The sequence below is a fragment of the Collinsella sp. An271 genome, from assembly GCF_002159695.1.
Classification (GTDB): Bacteria; Actinomycetota; Coriobacteriia; order Coriobacteriales; family Coriobacteriaceae; genus Collinsella; species Collinsella ihumii.
Window position 1 is genome coordinate 167,691 of sequence record NZ_NFJE01000001.1, and the last position, 18,260, is coordinate 185,950.

Below are 18,260 nucleotides of genomic sequence, written 5' to 3' on the forward strand. Positions count from 1 at the left end.
CAACCATGGAACTAACCGACATTCGCGCCCGTCTCGATGAGATCGATGCCGACATCCTCGATCTGTTCGTCGAGCGCATGGGCCTTGCCGCCGAGGTGGCCGCGTCAAAAAAGCGCACCGGCAAGGCGGTGTTCGACCCCGCCCGGGAGCGCGACAAGCTCCACACGCTGGTCCATGCGGCGCCCGAGGAGCTCGCCCCCGAGGTCGCGAGCCTGTTCTCGCTGCTGATGAGCATGAACAAGGCGGCTCAGCTCAAGATTCTGCACGAGGGCGACCCCGAAAGCGTGACGTCGCGCGCCCTCGCATCGCTCATGCCGGTCGACCAGCCGTTCCCCACCACAGCCACCGTCGCCTGCCAGGGCGTCGAGGGAGCCTACAGCCAGATCGCTGCCTGCAAGCTGTTCAAAGTGCCCAAGATCACGTTCATGACCTCGTTCGAGGGCGTGTTCCGCGCGGTGCGCGACGGCCTGGTCGAGTTCGGCGTCCTTCCCATCGAGAACTCCACCGCCGGATCGGTGAACGCCGTCTACGACCTGCTCGCGCAGTACCGGTTCTCCATCGTGCGCTCCCTGCGGCTCAAAATCGATCATCAGCTGCTCGCAAAGCCCGGCGTGCGTCTCGAGGACATCCGCGAAATCTATTCCCATGAGCAGGCCCTCGCGCAATGTTCCGACGCGATCGAGGAGCTCGGCGTGCGCGTGCACGTGTGCGAAAACACCGCGAAGGCGGCGGAGCGCGTCGCCACCAGCGAGCGTCGCGACATCGCCGCGCTCTCCTCTCGAGACTGCGCCTCGCTGTACGGGCTCGATGTCCTGCGGGAGGACATCCAAAACGAGGGGAGCAACTTCACCCGTTTCGTCGTCGTGTCCGCAACCCCGCGCATCTACCCCGGCGCCACACGCACGTCGCTGATGCTGACCCTGCCGCACGCCCCCGGCTCGCTCTACCGGGTGCTCGAACGGCTCTACGCGCTCGACATCAACCTCGTCAAGCTCGAGAGCCGCCCCATCGGCAACCGGGACTTCGAGTTCATGTTCTACTTCGACCTCGACTGCCCCTTCGGCACGCCGGCGCTCAACACACTGCTCGACGCCCTCGACGACGTGTGCGAGCGCTACACCTACATCGGATCGTACACGGAGGTGGTCTAGATGGCGACGCGCCCCTACGGCGTGCTCGGACGCACGCTCAAGCACAGCTACACCCCTGCCATCTACCGCGACCTCGCCGATATGGACTACGTGCGCTTCGAACGGGAGCCCGAGCAGCTCGAGGAGTTCCTGCGCGGAGACGAATGGGAGGGCGTCAACGTCACGATCCCCTACAAGCGGGCCGTGATGCCCTATCTCGACGAGCTCGCAGAAGCGGCCGAGCGCCTTGGGAACGTGAACACGATCGTGCGCCTTGCTGACGGGCGCCTGCGTGGAGACAACACCGATTACTTCGGGTTCAAGTTCCTGGTCGAGTCTCTGGGCATCGATGTGGCCGGAACGACCGCGCTCGTGCTCGGGGGCAGCGGAGGAGCCGGGACGACGGCGCGCACCGTCCTGTCCGATATGGGCGTGCGCGCGATCACGGTCGGACGCAGCGCTCAGGTGACCTACGACGATCTCGACGCGTACCGCGACGTCGAGCTCATCGTCAACTGCACGCCCGTGGGGATGTACCCCAACTGCCCCGCCTCGCCCCTCGATCTCGAGCGCTTCGGCAACCTCAGCGCCGTCATCGACATCGTCTACAACCCTGCGCGCACCGGCATCATGATGCAGGCCGAGCGCCTCGGCATCGCCACCGCGGGCGGCCTGCTGATGCTCGTCGCGCAGGCGGCGCAGGCCGTCGAGCGCTACACGGGCGCGCATATCGACGACGCGCGCATCGTCGAGGTGACCGAGCGGCTCTCGGCCTCGACGCAGAACATCGCCCTGATCGGCATGCCAGGCAGTGGGAAGACTCGCGTCGGGCAGAACCTTGCGCGCATGCTCGGTCGCGAGCACGTCGACGCCGATGCCGCGTTCGCCGAACGCACCGGCCGCAGCTGCGCGGAGTTCATCACCACGTCGGGCGAAGAGGCCTTCAGGCAGGAGGAGACCGCGTGCCTGCGGGAGCTGGGCGCACGGTCGGGCCTTGTCATCTCGTGCGGCGGCGGCGTGGTCACGCGCCCCGAAAACTACGAGCTGCTGCATGAGAACAGCCGTATCATCATGCTCGACCGTCCACTCGGCGAGCTCTCGTCCGCAGGCAGGCCGATATCCGCACGCGACGGCGTGCAGAAGCTTGCCGACCAGCGCATGGACCTGTACCGCGCCTGGGCGGACCTCATCGTCAAGTCGCGCGATTGCGCCGAGCGCACCGCCGAGGCCGTCATTGACGAGCTCGGGCTTGCGAACTGAGCCCCATCGAACGCAACGCGTAAGGAGGAAGCGCCGTGAAAGCACTTGTCCTGAACGGACCGAACCTGAACATGCTCGGTGTGCGCGAGCCGGAAATCTACGGTCGCGAGACCTATGAGGACCTGGTCGCCCTCTGCAAGAAGGCGGGGTCGGACGCCGGATTCGATGAAGTCGCGGTATACCAGTCCAACCACGAGGGAGACCTCATCGACCAGATCCAGCAGGCGCTCGGCACCTACGACGGCATCGTCATCAACCCGGCCGCCTACACGCACACGAGCGTCGGCCTCCTCGATGCGGTGAAGGCCGTCAGCCTGCCCTGCATCGAGGTGCACATCTCCGCGGTCGAGGATCGCGAGGAGTTCCGCCAGATCTCGTATGTGCGCGCGGCCTGCATCAAGACCATCACCGGCGAGGGCCTGCAGGGGTACGCCCATGCGCTGAGGCTGCTCGCCGACCACCTGCAGCACGGCTGACGGCGGCGAACGGGCAGCGATGGTCGACATACGGCATGCGGGACAACAGGCCAAAGAGCGCCTCTCGGATGCGCTTTCATCCGGCGCGCTCTATACGCTGCTGTTCGCCTCGATCATCGCCCTGTTCGGCAGCACCTACACGATGATCATCTCGCCCATCATCGTGATCTTTCGCACCAAGCGCAACGTCGCCTTCTCGACGTCCCTGCTGGGGCGCATCCTCATCACGCTCCCCTTCTTGAACATCCTCTCCTACCTAGCGACGCTCAACATCGTCTGCTGCATAGCGCTGAACATCATCGTGCCGTTCCTGCTCGTCGTGATCCAGTCGAACCAGTTCGACCAGAAGGCGTACTTCGGATACGTCATGGCCTTCGTGTTCCTCGAGCTGATCCCGCACACGCCCGACGAGTTCTTAATCCAGCTTGCGTCCACGGTCTACGCCACCGTCGTGCTGATGGTCGTGCTGTATTTCACGCGATGGTGCAAGGGCCGCTCGCGCGATCCGGAGCGCGAGCTCGATGAGAGCCTCGGGCACCTGGCGGAGCTGCTCGACCGTCTCGCTGACGGGGAGTCGCCCGCCCTGCTGTCCCAGGAATTCCTCAAGCTCGAGAAGACGTTCGACCGGCTCTGCTTCAGCAGCCGCAAGCTGTTCCAGGAGCCGAACCGCACGACGCTGAAATACTATCTGTACGCCACGCTCTTCCAGCGCGCAATCTACCTGCTTTCGGACCCCGCCTGGCGCTCCGGCCGCGAGCACGATGTCAATCTGTCCGTCTTCCATCACGTCACCGCGATGGTCAGGCAGGTGCGCGCCGCGTCGACGCCGGCCGAATGCGCGGCGGTCCACCGCATGCTGAAGATGATTCTCAGCATGGTCGACCTGCCCGAGGGACGGACGCGCATCTTCTTCCACAGCGTGCTGCACACGCTGATGCTCATCACCTCCCAGGCCCCCGAGCGCCGCCGGCATCTCCCCTGGCGCGTGGCCCCGCTGCGCGACATCGCGGCCAACTTCATCCACCACCTCGACAGCGATTCCTTTGAGTTCCGATTCGCCACGCGCCTTTCGGTCGTTCTGGTCATCACCTGCTCCATGAGCATGCTGTGGGGCGCGAACCATGTCTACTGGGTGCCCCTGAACGCGTTTCTGCTTCTCATGCCGAGCTACGAGGAGAGCACGCATCGCATGCGCACGCGTCCGCTCGGCACCGCCATCGGCTGTATCGTGGTGTTCGCGGCGTCCCATATCATCCACGACCCGCTCGCCGTATACTGCTTCTGCATGGTCATGATCCTGCTGGTGTACGCCTGCACGCCGGGAAGCTGGGTCCAGGCCATCTTCGCCACCTCGTTCGCGCTGATGATGACCTCGCTGACAATCGACGAGACGACGGCGATGGCGCTGCGCCTCTTCTATGTGCTGATGGCCGTCGGCATCGTGCTCGTCATCAACTACCTCGTGCTCCCCTCCAAACGGGAGAAGATCTTCGAGTGCAACAAGCGCCAGCTGAACGGCATCATCAAGGCGTACTGGGGGTTCGTCGAGCGCAGCGTGACCGAGCATGTGGAGCTCCGCATCTCAGGCGAGATGCTCTCGGCCTATCATCTCGTCTACGACGAGGCGATCGCGTACGTCCGCGCCCTCGATGACGAGGTGGTCCGCGATTACGAGGAATCGCGCCTGGTGACGCGCTGGCACATGTTCTCTGAACTCGAGCAGATCGAGTACCTTGTCCAAGCGGGCGAGCTCGATGACGAGGACCTGGCCCTCATCCGCCATATCGCGCTGACGCTCAAGGACCGCACGATGCCCATGTCGCGCAGCTATCTGCCCGGCAAGCTCATCCCGCAAATCCACTCCGAGGATCTGCGCTACGCGCTCGAGCACTACATGGCCAACCGCATCAAACTCAAATAAGCTCGCATGGTCTTTTAGGGACAGGTGATTTTTGTTCATGCCGGTGCCTTCGCACCGGCATGAACAAAAATCACCTGTCCCTAAAAGACCTATCGGGCAAGCATCTCCCGTGCATGGTCGAGCGAGGCCTGGGTGGCATCGCCGGAAAGCATGCGGGCGATCTCCCGCACGCGGTCCTCCCCCTCGACAGGAATGAGCTGCGTCTCGGGAACGTCATCGCCCGTTTTGGAGACGACGTAGTGGCGATCGCTCATGACGGCGACCTGGGCCAGATGCGTCACGACGATTACCTGGTGCGTCCGGGCCAGGTCGGCGAGCACGACCGCCAAAGCGCGTGCGGTGGAGCCGCCGACGCCGGCATCGACCTCATCGAACACGAGGGTGTCGACGCCGTCCGCCTCGCCGAGCACGACCTTGGAGGCGAGCATCACACGGGAAAGCTCGCCGCCCGAGGCGATGCGCCTAAGCGGACGAGGGGTCAGGCCGGCGCCGCTACGATACAGCAGCTCGCAGGCGGCAGGACCCGCCTCCGTCCACGAGGCACGCGGAAGATCCTTGCTCTCCCAAACGAGCTCGGCGCGCCCCATCTCGAGGCGCATCATCTGCTTGCCCACCTCGCGGCAAAAGCGCGGAGCCGCGGCGTTGCGCGCACGCATGAGAGCGCGCGCCGCCTTGGCGAGCTCTCCTTCCGCCTTGTCACGGGCCTCCTTGGCACGACGGACCCGCTCGTCGGCATCGTCGACCAGGGAGAGCAGCTCAGAGGCCTCCTCGCGCCTGGCGAACACATCTTCCATGCGCGGACCCCACTGACGCATGAGGCCGCGCAGCTCCGCCATGCGATCCTGCGCGGCGGCAAGCTGCTCGGGATCGAAATCGATATCCTGGGCGTAGCGACGAAGCTCCGAGGCGACGTCTTCGAGCGTGATGGCGGCCGATGCCAGCGAGTCGGCGAACTCGGCAAGCTTGGCATCGACCGAGCCCATACGGGAAAGCTCGGCAATCGCCGCGTTCAGGGCGTCGAGCGACCCGTCCTCGCCCGAGAGGTACCGATCCGCATCGAGCGCGCACGCGATCAGCGATTCAGCGTGCTCCGCGCGCGGCAGCGTCTCCTCGAGCTCTTCGAGCTCGCCCTCGCGAGGATCGACCTCGCAGATGCGCTCGTAGGCAAATCGGGCCTCCTCGAGCCTCGACCCCTGCGTGCGCGAGGCGGCCTCCACGCGGTCGAGCTCCCGCTGCGCCGCACGTGCCGCCGAAAGCGCAGCGCGGTACGTCTCGAGAGGCCCCGTAACCGAGGGACCAGCCCACGCATCGACCATCTCGACATGAGTAGAGGGATCCAGCAAGCGCTGGTGCTCGTGCTGTCCGCACAGGTCGATATTCGAGCCGACGCGCTCGGCGAGCTCGCGCACGCTAGCAAGCGAGCCGTCGATCTTGACGCGGCTGCGCCCATCGGAAGCGAGCCGGCGCAGCACCACGGTACCCTCGGTATCGCGCGCGCCCAGAAAGAGGCGACCCTCGACCGTGGCGGAGGATTCTCCCTCACGGACCATGGACGAGTCGGCGCGCTCCCCCATGATGAGCTTCAAGGCGGACAGAAGCGCGGTCTTGCCCGCACCCGTCTCGCCGGTGAGTACCGTCAGTCCCTCGCAGGGCTCCAGCGTCGCCTCGCGGATCAGGGCGAGATTGGAAACGCGCAGCTCATCAATCATCGCGACGCACTCCGTAAAAGACGCGGGAGACGGAATTGTAGAAGCTCTCGGGACCGTAGTCGAGCAGCAGGACATCGGCCTCACCGCGACGGGAAACAAGACGCTCCACAACGCCCGTCGGCGTCAAGAACCTGCCGTCGACCGCGATAGCGGGCACGGAGGGCCGGTCATGGGACATCGTCACCTCGACGATGTCGGAAGGCGACGTCAAAAATGCGCGCGCCTGGATGGTGTGCGGGGCGATGGGCACGCACACGAGCCCGGTGTATTCGGGGCTCACGATGGGGCCGCCGGCCGACAGGGCGTAACCGGTCGATCCGGTCGCCGTCGACACGACGACGCCGTCGCCGCGCAGGCGGTCGATATGGTGCCCGGATACCGAGATGTCGAACTCGACCATATCTGAGAGCGGGCCACGGGTGAGGGCGATGTCGTTGAGGCCGAATGCGCTAATGGCGTGCTCCTCCCCGCGCTCGTCGACGGAATACACGTCGCAATGGATCGTGGCGCGACGGCTCACGTGCAACTCTCCGGCAAGGGCATCGGCAACGACGGGCAGGATGTCACGTTCCTCCGGGCTGGCGGCGGTCAAAAAGCCAAGATGCCCGTACGAAAGACCGAGGATGGGAATCTCACGGGACCCCACGATGCGCACGGCGCGCAGAAGGGTGCCGTCGCCGCCGAGGGAAATGACGAGATCGCTGCCATCGATGTCGGGTTCGGCGGCGATCTTCGACTTCTGGTCCGCCGCCCACGCCACCTCGTAGCCCTGACGGCTCAGCCACAGCTCGAGCGTGAGGCCGCTTTGAACCGCCTCGCTCTTCTGATAGTTGGGGACGAGAAAGATCTTCATAGGTTCACCGCCTTAACGTTGAGGTGCGTACACTGGCAAGCCAGCTCCTCAGAGCTGCGGGAATGGTACAGGCCGCAGTCTCCGAGCAGGAAGAACTCACGGTTGCCCTTGGTGCCCGTGATGGGGGATGCGCATATGTCGACGGGATACAGGCCACTTTCGGCGAACAGCGCGACGGTCTGTTGAAGCACGCGGGCGTGCACGCGGGGGTCGCGCACGATGCCTCCCTCGCCCACCTCGTCGGCAGACGCCTCGAACTGCGGTTTGACGAGCGTGAGGAAGCGCCCTGAGTCGCGCAGGAGCTCAAGAACGGCGGGAAGGATGACGCGGATGCTCGTGAAGGACACGTCGCACACGGCAAGATCGAACGAGCGCGCATAGCCCATATCGGGGACATCGACGATATTCGTGCGCTCGAGCAGCGTCACACGATCATCGTTTCGCAGCGACCAGGCGAACTGGGCGCGACCGACGTCGACGGCCACGACATGGTCGGCGCCGCGTTGGAGCAAACAGTCGGTGAATCCGCCCGTCGAGCATCCGATATCCAGGCAGGACAGGCCGCTCGGATCGACCTGGAACGCATCGAGGGCGCCGGCGAGCTTGAGCCCGCCGCGCCCCACATAGGGCAGGTGGCCTTTGACGTGGATCTCGACCCCGGGGACGACGCGCGTCGCCGCCGACTCCAGCCTCTCGCCCCCGCTTGAGACCAGACCGGCCATGCATAAGCGCAGGGCCTCCGCGCGATCCGCGCACAGGCCCTGCGCAACCATCTCTTCGTCGAGGCGCACTCGCTTCATCAGTGCTGCTGCTCCTCTGCACCAGGCGTGCCGCCGCGGGCGGCATCCTCATCCATGCTCTCGGCCAGCTGCTCTTCCTCACGGGGCGAAAGCTCGAACGTATCGACCATATCGACGGCTTTGGAGCCGAGCCCGATCGCCTCGTCGAACAGGTCGAGGCAGCGCTCCAGCGAGGTGTCCTTGGACCTGACGGTGGCGATGATCTCATCGAGACGGCCCGTCAGGTCGTCAAACGAGTGAAGGGTGGAATCACTCATGGGACTCGTCGTCTTGATCGTCGGCATCGGTCACGACGACATCAACGTCAACATCGGCGTCGGAATCGTCCTCGAGCTCAACATCGTGGCCGGGCAGCTCGTCTGCACGGGCGATGCGGCCGAGCACGCCGTTCACGAAGCGAGCCGACTCGTCGGTGCCGTACGCCTTGGCGACCTCGACGGCCTCGTTTATGACGACGGCGTCATCGATGGGGTCGTCGGTCTGCAGGCGCATCTCGTACACCGCGATGCGAAGCAGGTTTCGATCGGCGCTCGGCATGCGGTACAGGCTCCAGTTATCGGACACCTCGTGCAGCGCGTTGTCGATGCGGTCGAGGTTGGCGTAGCAGCCGCGAGCGAGCTTCTCGGCGTACTCGTTCAGTGGACCCTTCGACAGCAGGAAATCGCCGTCGAGCACCTGGTCCACAGGCTTATCAAGCGCCTCCGCCTGAAACAGGATCTGCAGCGCCTGGCTGCGGGCAAGGGTGCGCCCGCGTTCAACTTTAAGACTCACGTATGTTACTCCTTGGGAAACACCAGACCGTCGATGCAGACGTCGACCGCAGCGACCTCGACGCCGATCTGAGCATCGATGGCCTTGACCGTAGCGGCGCGGATGGCTTCAGCGAGCTTCTTGAAGGGATAGCCGAAGAACACCGTGACGCGCACGGTCAGGTGCAGCTTGTTGTCCTCAACCTCGGCCTCGATGGGCGGCAGCGCGGGTGCGGCGCTCTTGGCGGAAAACATCGACACGAGATTCGTGGCCAGATCCCTCACGCCAACGGAGGCGACGCCCTCAACCTCCTCGACAACATGGGAGACGATAATGGACAGCACCTCGGGCGCGATGGCGATACCGTCGATCTTGATCTCTTCAGACATGTTCTCACCCATTTCATGCAACGGAATGCGGGCAGGTTCCACGTTACGAACCAGTGTACACGATACCCCATATCGACACCGTTGGGACGCGGACATCGGCCACGCAACGAAAAAAGGGCGGGGTGCGCGACCCCGCCCTCGTGCAATCTGGCTGATCGGACGATCGACTAGACGCGGGAGACGAACTTGCCGTCGCGGGTGTCGACCTTGATCTTCTCACCGACGTTGAGGTACATCGGAACCTGAACGGTGGCACCGGTCTCGATGACGGCCGGCTTGGTGCCGCCCTGGACGGTATCGCCCTTGAAGCCGGGGTCGGTCTCGGTGACCTCGACCTCGATGAACATCGGCGGGTTCACGCCCATGAGCTCGTCATCGGCGTAGAGCAGCTGGCAGACGTCGTTCTCCTTGAGCCACTTGGAGTTGTCGCCGATGAAGTCTACGGGCACGGGGACCTGGTCGTAGGTCTCCATGTTCATGAAGTAGTAGTGATCGCCGTCGTTGTAGAGATACTGCATCTCGGTGGTGGTCAGCGTCACGCTCTCAAACTTGGAGCCGGCGTTGCAGGTGTTCTCGACGACGCGGCCGGTCTTGATGTCCTTGGTCTTGTAGCGGACGAAGGCACCGCCCTTGCCCGGCTTGACGTGCTGGAACTCAACGATGGTGCAGACCTTGTCCTTGATGCGAAGGCCGAGGCCGTTCTTGAAATCGGCAGTGGTGATCGAAGCCATGGATATGAGCCTTTCTCATGTGATACAGCGAACTGTAACAGTATACGCCCAGTCACAGCCCTGCGCAAAAAGTCCCAAAAGGAGATAAGGGTCCGCCGTCCTCGACTCCGGTCACATGGCGCAGGCCGTATCGATCGGGGTCCCTGTGCCCGAGTTTCTCTTCATTCATGAACGAAGAGAAGCCATTTCAGCGTTTGCCCATGATTTCATTGATTCACCCACCCTTTCATTCATGAATGAAGGGGTGGGTGAATCGTCGCGCGACATGGTATCGGGCTGTTCAGAACACAGCCCCGTCGCAGAAGAGCTCCTTAGCAGTCGATGACCTGGAGCTCGTGCGGGCTTGCGGTGAACGGCTCGAAACCGTCCTCGGTGACCAGGCCGAAGTCCTCCAGGCGAACGCCGCCCACACCGGGCAGGTACACACCGGGCTCGACCGTGATGACGGCGCCGGCCTCCACGATGTTAGACTTGCGGCCGAAATTCGGCAGCTCATGGATATTGATGCCCACGCCGTGACCCAGACCATGGCCGTAGTAGTCGCCGTAGCCTGCATCGGAGATGATCTTCACCGACAGGTTATGGATGTCGCTGCCGTCCACGCCGCCGTGGATCGCCTTGACGCACTCCTCATGCGTGCGCTGCACAAGGTCGTAGATCTTGCGCTGCTCGTCGGTGGGCTCGCCCAAAACGACGGTACGCGTCATGTCGCTGCGGTAGTCGCGATATCCCGCACCATAATCCATCAGGACGAAATCGCCCTTCTGGACCACGCGGTCGCTGGGCACCGCATGCGGGTTGGCCGTGTTGGGACCGCTCGCGACGATCGAGCCGAATGCCAGCGAATCGGCTCCGTTGTTGAACATGAAGCTCTCGAGCTCGGTACGGATCTGCTTTTCGGTCAGACCGGGCTTGATGTAGCCGAGCATGTGCTGGAACGCAAGATCGGTGATCGACTGCGCATGGCGCATGAGCTCGATCTCCTCGGCGTCCTTGATTGCGCGCATACGGCGGATGTCGCCGTGCATCTGGGGCAGCGACGCGACGATGGAGCGGTCTTCGAGACCGCGCAGGATGCCCTGGTAGAACGACAGCTGCATGTCGTCCTCGATGGCGACGACACGGCTGCGGGACTCCAGCGCATGCTGGGCGACCCAACCGGGAATGTCGAAACCGTCCATGTCGACCTGCCAGGGACTGCCCTCGGGCAAATTCTCGGCAAAGCTGTTGTAGTAGCGAGAATCGGTGTGCAGATAGCAGGCGTCATGGGTGATGAAGGCCGCGTGGGGGAACTCGAAGGTGTAGTCGAACACGCCCATCGCGCCGGTCAGCCAACGGAGATTCGCCTCGTCGCGCACGACGACCGCATCGTAGCCGCGCTTCTCCATCAGCGAGCGAAGACGAGCGATACGGCCCGCGGGGCCATTCTGAATGTCGGTCATAGACCGCTCCTTTCACGAGTAACGTTACCGCTCGACATACTACACCCTCTGTTAAACGCATGCACCCGCCAGCTTGGAAGAGAGCCCTTGGGGCTGGCTACTCCGCATCCCCCTCCTCGAGCAGCTCTGCACGCGACGCCAGATACGCCTCGGCATGGCGACGCAGGATGTCCTCGTCAACCTTGGAGAGACGGATGGAACCGGGATTCTTCGGCAGGGAGAGCATGAAGCGATTCGAGCGGACGAAACGCGCATCGTGGAGCGCCGCGATGAACCGATCGACGTCGAGCTTGAACGGCAGCTCCTCGATCCCCAGGTCATCCAGGCGGTCGTCCTGCTCGAAAACAAGATCGACGTCGAGGCCGCACGCATCATGCGCAAGGCGCGCCTCGAATCGCAGGCCCTCGGCGTACAGGAGATAGTCGGGAACGTCATCCCCCAGGCACGCGCGCAGCGCATGCATCGTCGTCACGCCGTAATTCACGGCGTTGCGCGCCGAGGGGTTTGCCGAGCGAACCGCGGAGGCGCGGGCCGTCTGGGTATTGCACAGCGCGTCGATCAGGGGGATCTCGACGCCGTCGACGATACCGTCGATCTTCTCGGCGAACTGATCCCAGATGCGGCGGGATTGCGCGAACGCGGAGGAAAGCAGCAGTGCATACCCCATGCCGACCTGGTCGATGGCCTTGCCGACGACAAGATCGATATCGCAGACGATCATGTCCCATCCGGGCTGGATGGAGATCATCTCGCGGGAGGAGCCGGCATCGAGGGCGCGCATGGACGTGGAGATCGTGCACATGGCGTCGAGCGTGAAGGGGATGGCGAGAGCCGAGGTGCCCGAGCACCAGGTCCGCGTGCAGAAGGACACGACCGAGCACACCTCTACCCCGCCGACAGCGACGAGCAGGTCGTCGGCGGTGATGTGACAGGATTCCATCGTGGCGAAGACGCGCTGCGCGGTCTCGATCGATGCGATGGAGGGCACACGCGCCAAAGACATGAACTCGACGGAGTACCCGGTGTCCACCAGCGCGCGCCTGACGCACTCGAGATTCTCCTCAGAGGGAATCGCATCATGCACCAGCAGCGCACGCTTGGGCTCCCCCGCAATGCTCTTGATGAGCCGCGGGAGGTCCTCAAGGGCACCGGACCCGATGCGGAAATCGGTGCACGTCTTACCAAAGTTCACCAGCTGACGCCGAATGGTCATAACAATCCACGCTCCAAAAGCATTTCTGCACAGAGATAGGTAACTTCCTTGAACGATTTGCCGCGAATGTCGACCGTGAAGTCCGCGGCCTGCTGATACAGGGGCCGGCGATGCTCGAGCAGGCGCGCGGCGTGCTCATCCGAGCGAAAGTCCGGCCTCGTGTCACGGCGCCTGATCTGTCGCAGGGAATCGTCGATATCGCCATCGAGGTACACGCAGTAGCCCATCTGGTTGATGAGCTCGATGTTGCACGGCGTCTCGACGATGCCGCCCCCACAGGAGACGAGTAGGCTGCGGTCGCATGCCAAAGAACCCAGCGCCTCGGTCTCCAGCTGACGGAACGCCTGCTCGCCCTCGAGCTCGAAGATTCGGGAGACCGACAGTCCTCGCCGCCGCTCGACAAGCCGATCGGTATCGACGTAGCGTCGATTGAACAGCATGCCGAGATTCCGCGCGAGGGTCGATTTTCCCGCGCCGAGGAATCCGACGAAAAAGATGTGGTCGCACCCCCGTTTCATCGTGCCCGTCATGACCGCCTACTCCTCGCACGTAAGATCGCGCAGCGCGCGACGCTCGAAGATGCGGAAGATCTGCGTGTACCATAGGTCGACCTCGGTTTGCGGCTTCACGAGAATCGTGTCCACGCCGGCGAAGTTGCCGGCCCAGACATCGGTATACAGCTGATCGCCGATGAGCACGGCCTCCTCGGCGGTGCGGCCCATGCGCTTGAGCGCCGCGCGCAACGCGAAGGGAGCGGGTTTCATGGCATGGCTGATGGCGTCCAAGCCGAGCTCGGACGCAGACCGCATGACTTGGTCGCGATGCCAGTTGTTGGAAACCATATAGAGCGCGAACCCCTTGTCGCGAGCACGATCGAGCCATGCGCATATCTCCGCAGGAGCCGTCTTGCGGTCTCGGGGAACCAGCGTGTTGTCGCGATCGAGCATGATGGCCCGCTTGCCCTGAGCCCAGAGCTCATCCAGGTCGATGCGGTCGACAGAGGCTACGTAGCGTTTCGGTGAAAAGATCCTCATTGCAGCGACTCCGCGTACTCCTCGCTGTCGGCCTCGAACTGCTCGTAGTCGGAGCTGAACTTATGGGACCCATCGCCTGCGGCCGAGGCCACGTAGTACAGGTAGTCGGTGTCATCGGGGTTCAGCGCAGCCGAGATGGAGGAGATGCTCGGGCTGCAGATGGGACCAGGGGTCAGGCCGTAGTTCGTATAGACGTTGTAGGGGGAATCGATCTCAAGGTCGCTGTAGGTGACCGGGTCGCTGCCGCCCCCGCGCGCATAGACGATGGCCGCATCGATCTGAAGCGGCATATCGATGGCGAGACGGTTGTAGATGACGCTCGCGACCGTGGGGCGCTCGGACTCCACGGCGGTCTCGCGCTCGATCAGAGACGCCATCGTGACGATCTGCTGCGCAGTCAGGCCCGAGGGGCCCGCGTTCAGATCCAACGAAGAGGTCTCAGTCACGAACTGATCGAGCTGCGCCCGGATGATCTCATCGGCGGTCGGGACATCCGTGAAGGAATAGGTCTTGGGATACAGGTACCCTTCGAGCGAGTCATCGTACGCGCCCTCCAAAAACGGGTAGTCGGCCGCGTAGTTGGACGCCTTCGCCTGAGCGATGAACTCATCGGCGGAGATGCCGAACGTCTCCTCGACGCGCGCCGCCGTCTGCGCGACGGTCAGGCCCTCCTGGATAGTGATCTTGTTGCCCTCGACGTTCGGTCCGTCGACAAGCTGCTGGACGACCTCTTCGGGATCCTGGCCGGTATACAGGATGTAATCGCCCGGTTTGAGCGACATCGATGCATCGAGCCGGTTCACGGCGGCGTAATAATCCTTCGGGTTGTCGATGATGTGGTTCTGGGCGAGGATGGCGGCGATGTCGTCTCCCGATGCGCCCTCAGGGATCGTGAGCTGCACCTCCTGCCCGGCCTCGACGGCAGGCTGCCCGCCCCCGAGAAGCTCGGAAACACGGGGGACGACCACGAACACGAGGGCGGCGACCGCGGCCAGGGCGACGACGATGCCGACGATGACCTTGATCGGCGATCCGCCTCGGCGCGCAGAGGACGACTGAGCGGCGTATCGGGAACGCGTCGCAGGCTGCACGGGACGCGGATTCGGCCGCGCCTGAGTCGGGGACGTGCGGAACCTAGTTCCAGACGCCTGCTGGCGATTGGCGGCGACAGGCTGGGCGCCCGCAGAGCGGAACCGCGTACCGCCCGAGGCGGGACGGGCCGCTCGAGGGGAGCCCGGCTGAGTATGCGTGCGACGACGCGAATCGCCGGAATTCTCGTTAGGCACAGTCGTCCTTTCCGTTCTGGGCATCGAGCCACGCCTGCAGGATCAGCGAGGCGGCGACCATGTCGACCTTGCCGCGCATCTTTCGCTCCGAAAGGCCGTTTTCACGCAAGATGCGCTTGGCCTCGCGCGAGCTCAACCGCTCGTCGGCAAAGACGAGGGGCAGGTCCAGGGCATCGGCGATCTGGCGACCGACCGAGATGACGCGCTCGGCTTGGGGTCCGTCCTCCCCCGCCATCGTCTGCGGACGGCCGCAGACGATGATATCGGGTTCGTGATCCTCGACGATCTGCCTGAAGCTCCGGGCCATCGAGGTGACCTCGATGGCCGGAAGGACCTTGACGGGCAGCGCCACGCGACCGCTCCGGTCGGACACGGCGATGCCGATGCGGACTTGTCCTATGTCGAGCGCGAGCGCGACCATGGTCTACAGGCCGAGCTGGACGCGAGCCGCATCGAGCGCGGCCTGGATACCGGATGCGTCCTTGCCGCCGGCCTGGGCCATGGTCGGACGACCGCCGCCGCGTCCGTCGACGCACGGAGCGATCGCCTTGATGACGTCGCCCGCCTTGAACCCGGCGGCGACGGCCTCGTCGGTGGCGGCGGCGAGAAGCGCGGGCGTGCCCTTCTCGGTAACCGTCGCGAGCACGCATGCGGCAGGGCCGGCGACCTTCTGGCGGATGGTGTCCCACACGTTGCGGAGCTCAGCGCCCTCAAGGCCGCTCAGCTGGGCGATCACGAGCTTGTAGGAGCCCATGTCCTGTGCGTTGTCCACCGCGGAGCCGATCGCATCGGAGGCGCCGCCGGTCAGCGCGGCCTTAAGCTTCTGGTTGGCGTCGTGCAGGCTCTGCTGCAGCGCGGCGACGCGATCGACGACCTCGTCGTCACGGCACTTGAGCGCTGAGGCCGCCAGCGTGAGCATCCGCTCCTTCTCCTCGAGATACTTCATGGCGCCCATGCTCGTCACCGCCTCGATGCGACGGACGTTGCTTCCCGTCGAGGACTCGGAGACGATGCGGAACAAGCCGATTTCCGCGGTGTTGCGGGCATGCGTGCCGCCGCACAGCTCACGGGAGAAGGGACGCTCCTCCTCGCCCACGGACACGACGCGGACGACGTCGCCGTACTTCTCGCCGAACAGCGCGACGGCACCGGAGGCGCGCGCCTCGTCGATGCTCATGACGCGCGTGACGACCGGCTTGGCGGCGAAGATCTCGCGGTTGACGATATCCTCGATGCGGGCGAGCTCGTCGGTGGAGACGGCCTCGAAGTGCGTGAAGTCGAAACGCAGACGGTGGTCGTCGAGCTGGGATCCCGCCTGGTTGACGTGATCGCCGAGCACCTGCTTGAGCGCAGCATCAAGCAGGTGAGTCGCGGTGTGGTTGCGGCGGATGAGCTCACGGCGGTCAACGTCGATGGCGGCAAGGACGCTGTCGCCCACCGAGATGGTGCCCTCGCCGACGACGCCGTGGTGGGCGTACAGGCCGTGATGGGCACGGGTATCGGAAACCGCGAGCGCGCACGCGTCGGAGGCGATGTGGCCGGAATCGCCGACCTGACCGCCCATCTCGGCGTAGAACGGCGTGCGGTCGAGCACGACGTCGACCTCCTGGCCGGCGTCCGCATGGGCCACGGACTCGCCGCCGGAGACGATCGCGACGACGCGCGCGTCCTCGATGCGGTCCGCGTCGTAGCCGACGAACTCGGTCTCGGCGATCTCATCGGTGAGCTCGGTCCAGACGTCGTTGAACGTGCCCCACGCGTCGCCCTTGACGTTGGCGCGCGCACGCTCGCGCTGGGCCTCCATCTCGCGATTGAAGCCCTCGATGTCGACCGTATGGCCGGCGCCCTCGGCGATCTCCACCGTCAGGTCGATGGGGAATCCGAAGGTATCGTGCAGCATGAAGGCGGAGGCGCCGTCCAGCGTCTCGCCCTCACCCAGCTTGGCGAGAGCGTCGTCGAGGTAGACGCGGCCGTTGTCGAGCGTCGTGGAGAAACGCTCCTCCTCGGCGTTGACGATGCCCTTGACGAGCGTGACGTTCTTCAGCAACTCGGGATAGGCATCGCCCATGAGCTCGTTCACGCGGTCGATGAAGCGCGCGAGGAACGGCTCGGTCACGCCGAGCAGGCGGCCGTGGAAGACGGCGCGACGGAGCAGGCGGCGCAGCACGTAGCCGCGGCCCTCGTTGCCCGGCAGGATGCCGTCGGAGATCATGAAGTCGACGGAGCGCGCATGGTCGGCGATGATGCGCAGGGAGCGGCTCGCGCCGACATAGTCGTCGCTCACATAAGTCGCGCCGGAGATCTCCTCGCCCAGCTTGATGAGACCCTGCATGATGTCGCCGTCGAAGAAGGAGGTCTTGCCCTGCATGATGGCGCTCATGCGCTCCAGGCCCATGCCGGTGTCGAGGTTGCGGTGGGGCAGCTCGGGCATGGAGCCGTCCTCCTGGCGATCGAACTGCGTGAACACGAGGTTCCAGTACTCGAGGAAGCGATCGCAGTCGCAGCCGGGCGCGCAGTCCGGACGACCGCAGCCCACGTCCTCGCCCATGTCGTAGTAGATCTCGGAGCACGGGCCGCAAGGGCCGGTGGGACCGGCCGCCCAGAAGTTATCGTCCTCGCCGAGTCGGGAGATATGGCTCTCCTCGACGCCCAAGGAGCGCCAGATGTCATAGGTCTCGTCGTCGTCGGTGAAGACGGTGAAGTACAGGCGCTCGATGGGAAGGTGGAACACCTCCGTGGAGAGCTCGAGGGCCCATGCGCAGGCCTGCTGCTTGCTGACACCGCCGAACGAGAAGTTGCCGAGCATCTCGAAGAAGGACGCGTGGCGGCCGTCGCACCCGATGATGTCGATGTCGTTGGTGCGCACGCACTTCTGGCACGACGTGGCGCCGATCTCGTGCATGGTCTTCTTGCCCTGGTAGTACTGCTTGAACTGGTTCATGCCCGCGTTGGCGAGCAGCAGGGAGGGATCATCGGGGATCAGCGAAGAGCTGGGGAACAGCTTGCAGCCGCGATCCTCGAAGAACTTGAGGAACGCAGAGCGAATCTCCGCGGTAGTCATGGTGGGAACAGCAGCGGTCATGTCGCATTCTCCTTGGTTCATATGCGTCAGATAGGCGTAAACGCACATAGCTTAGCAGACATTGCACACATCGGATAAGCTTGGGCCGCAGGGAACAAAAGCACCATGACGGACGGGCGATGGGAACAGGGCGGATCCAAGAAGCTCTGGCCTCAGGCATCAATAGCGCCGTCAACATCGCAGA

The 18,260-nt window shown here is 64.3% G+C and carries 18 protein-coding genes; 4 read left to right on the forward strand and 14 right to left on the reverse strand.

Annotated features, from left to right (window positions below):
* Positions 1-5 precede the first annotated feature (5 nt).
* From B5F74_RS00735 to B5F74_RS00750, 4 genes are read left to right on the forward strand one after another with little or no spacing between them, the layout of a single operon-like run.
* Positions 6-1,151 carry a bifunctional chorismate mutase/prephenate dehydratase gene (locus tag B5F74_RS00735; protein ID WP_087199192.1) on the forward strand — a complete coding sequence of 382 codons (1,146 nt, stop codon included), beginning with the start codon at positions 6-8 and terminating at the stop codon, positions 1,149-1,151.
* Entirely contained in the window at positions 1,152-2,390 is a 1,239-nt protein-coding gene (locus tag B5F74_RS00740; RefSeq protein WP_087199194.1) for a shikimate kinase, read from the forward strand. It begins immediately after the preceding gene.
* Positions 2,391-2,425: 35 nt separating this feature from the next.
* Complete coding sequence (aroQ, locus tag B5F74_RS00745) at positions 2,426-2,866, forward strand: type II 3-dehydroquinate dehydratase (protein WP_087199195.1); 441 nt, start codon at positions 2,426-2,428, stop codon at positions 2,864-2,866.
* A 19-nt stretch (positions 2,867-2,885) separates the two neighbouring features.
* Positions 2,886-4,787 (forward strand): FUSC family protein, encoded by a 1,902-nt coding sequence (locus tag B5F74_RS00750; protein ID WP_087199197.1) that lies wholly within the window; start codon positions 2,886-2,888, stop codon positions 4,785-4,787.
* A gap of 89 nt (positions 4,788-4,876) precedes the next feature.
* On the opposite strand, the gene recN is transcribed toward B5F74_RS00750, so the two are convergent.
* From recN to alaS, 14 genes are all read right to left on the reverse strand, one after another.
* Positions 4,877-6,496, reverse strand: a complete 1,620-nt coding sequence (gene recN / locus B5F74_RS00755) for a DNA repair protein RecN (protein ID WP_087199199.1) — start codon at positions 6,494-6,496, stop codon at positions 4,877-4,879.
* Positions 6,489-7,349, reverse strand: a complete 861-nt coding sequence (locus B5F74_RS00760; RefSeq protein WP_087199201.1) for an NAD(+)/NADH kinase — start codon at positions 7,347-7,349, stop codon at positions 6,489-6,491. The genes recN and B5F74_RS00760 overlap by 8 nt, the downstream gene beginning before the upstream one ends.
* Positions 7,346-8,149: a TlyA family RNA methyltransferase gene (locus tag B5F74_RS00765; protein ID WP_087199202.1), complete on the reverse strand. Its 804-nt coding sequence runs from the start codon at positions 8,147-8,149 to the stop codon at positions 7,346-7,348. The genes B5F74_RS00760 and B5F74_RS00765 overlap by 4 nt, the downstream gene beginning before the upstream one ends.
* Complete coding sequence (locus tag B5F74_RS00770; RefSeq protein WP_087199204.1) at positions 8,149-8,406, reverse strand: exodeoxyribonuclease VII; 258 nt, start codon at positions 8,404-8,406, stop codon at positions 8,149-8,151. Before B5F74_RS00770 ends, B5F74_RS00765 begins: the two co-directional genes overlap by 1 nt.
* On the reverse strand, positions 8,399-8,920 hold the full coding sequence (nusB, locus tag B5F74_RS00775; RefSeq protein WP_087199207.1) for a transcription antitermination factor NusB: 522 nt from the start codon (positions 8,918-8,920) through the stop codon (positions 8,399-8,401). Before nusB ends, B5F74_RS00770 begins: the two co-directional genes overlap by 8 nt.
* Before the next feature lie 5 nt (positions 8,921-8,925).
* Positions 8,926-9,288 carry an Asp23/Gls24 family envelope stress response protein gene (locus B5F74_RS00780; protein ID WP_066832597.1) on the reverse strand — a complete coding sequence of 121 codons (363 nt, stop codon included), beginning with the start codon at positions 9,286-9,288 and terminating at the stop codon, positions 8,926-8,928.
* Between the two features lie 167 nt (positions 9,289-9,455).
* Positions 9,456-10,019 carry an elongation factor P gene (gene efp / locus B5F74_RS00785; RefSeq protein ID WP_066832283.1) on the reverse strand — a complete coding sequence of 188 codons (564 nt, stop codon included), beginning with the start codon at positions 10,017-10,019 and terminating at the stop codon, positions 9,456-9,458.
* Positions 10,020-10,330: 311 nt separating this feature from the next.
* Positions 10,331-11,461, reverse strand: coding sequence for a Xaa-Pro peptidase family protein (locus B5F74_RS00790; RefSeq protein WP_087199209.1), 1,131 nt, complete (start codon positions 11,459-11,461; stop codon positions 10,331-10,333).
* Positions 11,462-11,558: 97 nt separating this feature from the next.
* The gene (locus tag B5F74_RS00795; RefSeq protein ID WP_087199211.1) at positions 11,559-12,674 is read right to left on the reverse strand and encodes a hypothetical protein; all 1,116 of its coding nucleotides are present in this window, start codon (positions 12,672-12,674) and stop codon (positions 11,559-11,561) included.
* The gene (locus B5F74_RS00800; protein WP_066832301.1) at positions 12,671-13,204 is read right to left on the reverse strand and encodes a shikimate kinase; all 534 of its coding nucleotides are present in this window, start codon (positions 13,202-13,204) and stop codon (positions 12,671-12,673) included. The genes B5F74_RS00795 and B5F74_RS00800 overlap by 4 nt, the downstream gene beginning before the upstream one ends.
* Positions 13,205-13,210: 6 nt before the next feature.
* Entirely contained in the window at positions 13,211-13,708 is a 498-nt protein-coding gene (locus B5F74_RS00805; protein ID WP_087199213.1) for a YqeG family HAD IIIA-type phosphatase, read from the reverse strand.
* Entirely contained in the window at positions 13,705-14,994 is a 1,290-nt protein-coding gene (gene mltG, locus B5F74_RS00810) for an endolytic transglycosylase MltG (RefSeq protein ID WP_239283300.1), read from the reverse strand. The genes B5F74_RS00805 and mltG overlap by 4 nt, the downstream gene beginning before the upstream one ends.
* Positions 14,987-15,415, reverse strand: coding sequence for a Holliday junction resolvase RuvX (gene ruvX / locus B5F74_RS00815; RefSeq protein WP_066832307.1), 429 nt, complete (start codon positions 15,413-15,415; stop codon positions 14,987-14,989). The genes mltG and ruvX overlap by 8 nt, the downstream gene beginning before the upstream one ends.
* A gap of 3 nt (positions 15,416-15,418) precedes the next feature.
* Positions 15,419-18,076: an alanine--tRNA ligase gene (alaS, locus tag B5F74_RS00820; protein ID WP_087199215.1), complete on the reverse strand. Its 2,658-nt coding sequence runs from the start codon at positions 18,074-18,076 to the stop codon at positions 15,419-15,421.
* Positions 18,077-18,260 lie beyond the last annotated feature (184 nt).

Coding starts and splice junctions, on each gene's coding strand:
- B5F74_RS00735 (WP_087199192.1), top strand. CDS start 6: ATGGAACTAACCGACATTCGCGCCCGTCTCGATGAGATCGATGCCGAC.
- B5F74_RS00740 (WP_087199194.1), top strand. CDS start 1,152: ATGGCGACGCGCCCCTACGGCGTGCTCGGACGCACGCTCAAGCACAGC.
- B5F74_RS00750 (WP_087199197.1), top strand. CDS start 2,886: ATGGTCGACATACGGCATGCGGGACAACAGGCCAAAGAGCGCCTCTCG.
- recN (WP_087199199.1), bottom strand. CDS start 6,496: ATGATTGATGAGCTGCGCGTTTCCAATCTCGCCCTGATCCGCGAGGCG.
- B5F74_RS00760 (WP_087199201.1), bottom strand. CDS start 7,349: ATGAAGATCTTTCTCGTCCCCAACTATCAGAAGAGCGAGGCGGTTCAA.
- B5F74_RS00765 (WP_087199202.1), bottom strand. CDS start 8,149: ATGAAGCGAGTGCGCCTCGACGAAGAGATGGTTGCGCAGGGCCTGTGC.
- B5F74_RS00770 (WP_087199204.1), bottom strand. CDS start 8,406: ATGAGTGATTCCACCCTTCACTCGTTTGACGACCTGACGGGCCGTCTC.
- B5F74_RS00780 (WP_066832597.1), bottom strand. CDS start 9,288: ATGTCTGAAGAGATCAAGATCGACGGTATCGCCATCGCGCCCGAGGTG.
- efp (WP_066832283.1), bottom strand. CDS start 10,019: ATGGCTTCGATCACCACTGCCGATTTCAAGAACGGCCTCGGCCTTCGC.
- B5F74_RS00790 (WP_087199209.1), bottom strand. CDS start 11,461: ATGACCGACATTCAGAATGGCCCCGCGGGCCGTATCGCTCGTCTTCGC.
- B5F74_RS00795 (WP_087199211.1), bottom strand. CDS start 12,674: ATGACCATTCGGCGTCAGCTGGTGAACTTTGGTAAGACGTGCACCGAT.
- B5F74_RS00800 (WP_066832301.1), bottom strand. CDS start 13,204: ATGACGGGCACGATGAAACGGGGGTGCGACCACATCTTTTTCGTCGGA.
- B5F74_RS00805 (WP_087199213.1), bottom strand. CDS start 13,708: ATGAGGATCTTTTCACCGAAACGCTACGTAGCCTCTGTCGACCGCATC.
- ruvX (WP_066832307.1), bottom strand. CDS start 15,415: ATGGTCGCGCTCGCGCTCGACATAGGACAAGTCCGCATCGGCATCGCC.
- alaS (WP_087199215.1), bottom strand. CDS start 18,076: ATGACCGCTGCTGTTCCCACCATGACTACCGCGGAGATTCGCTCTGCG.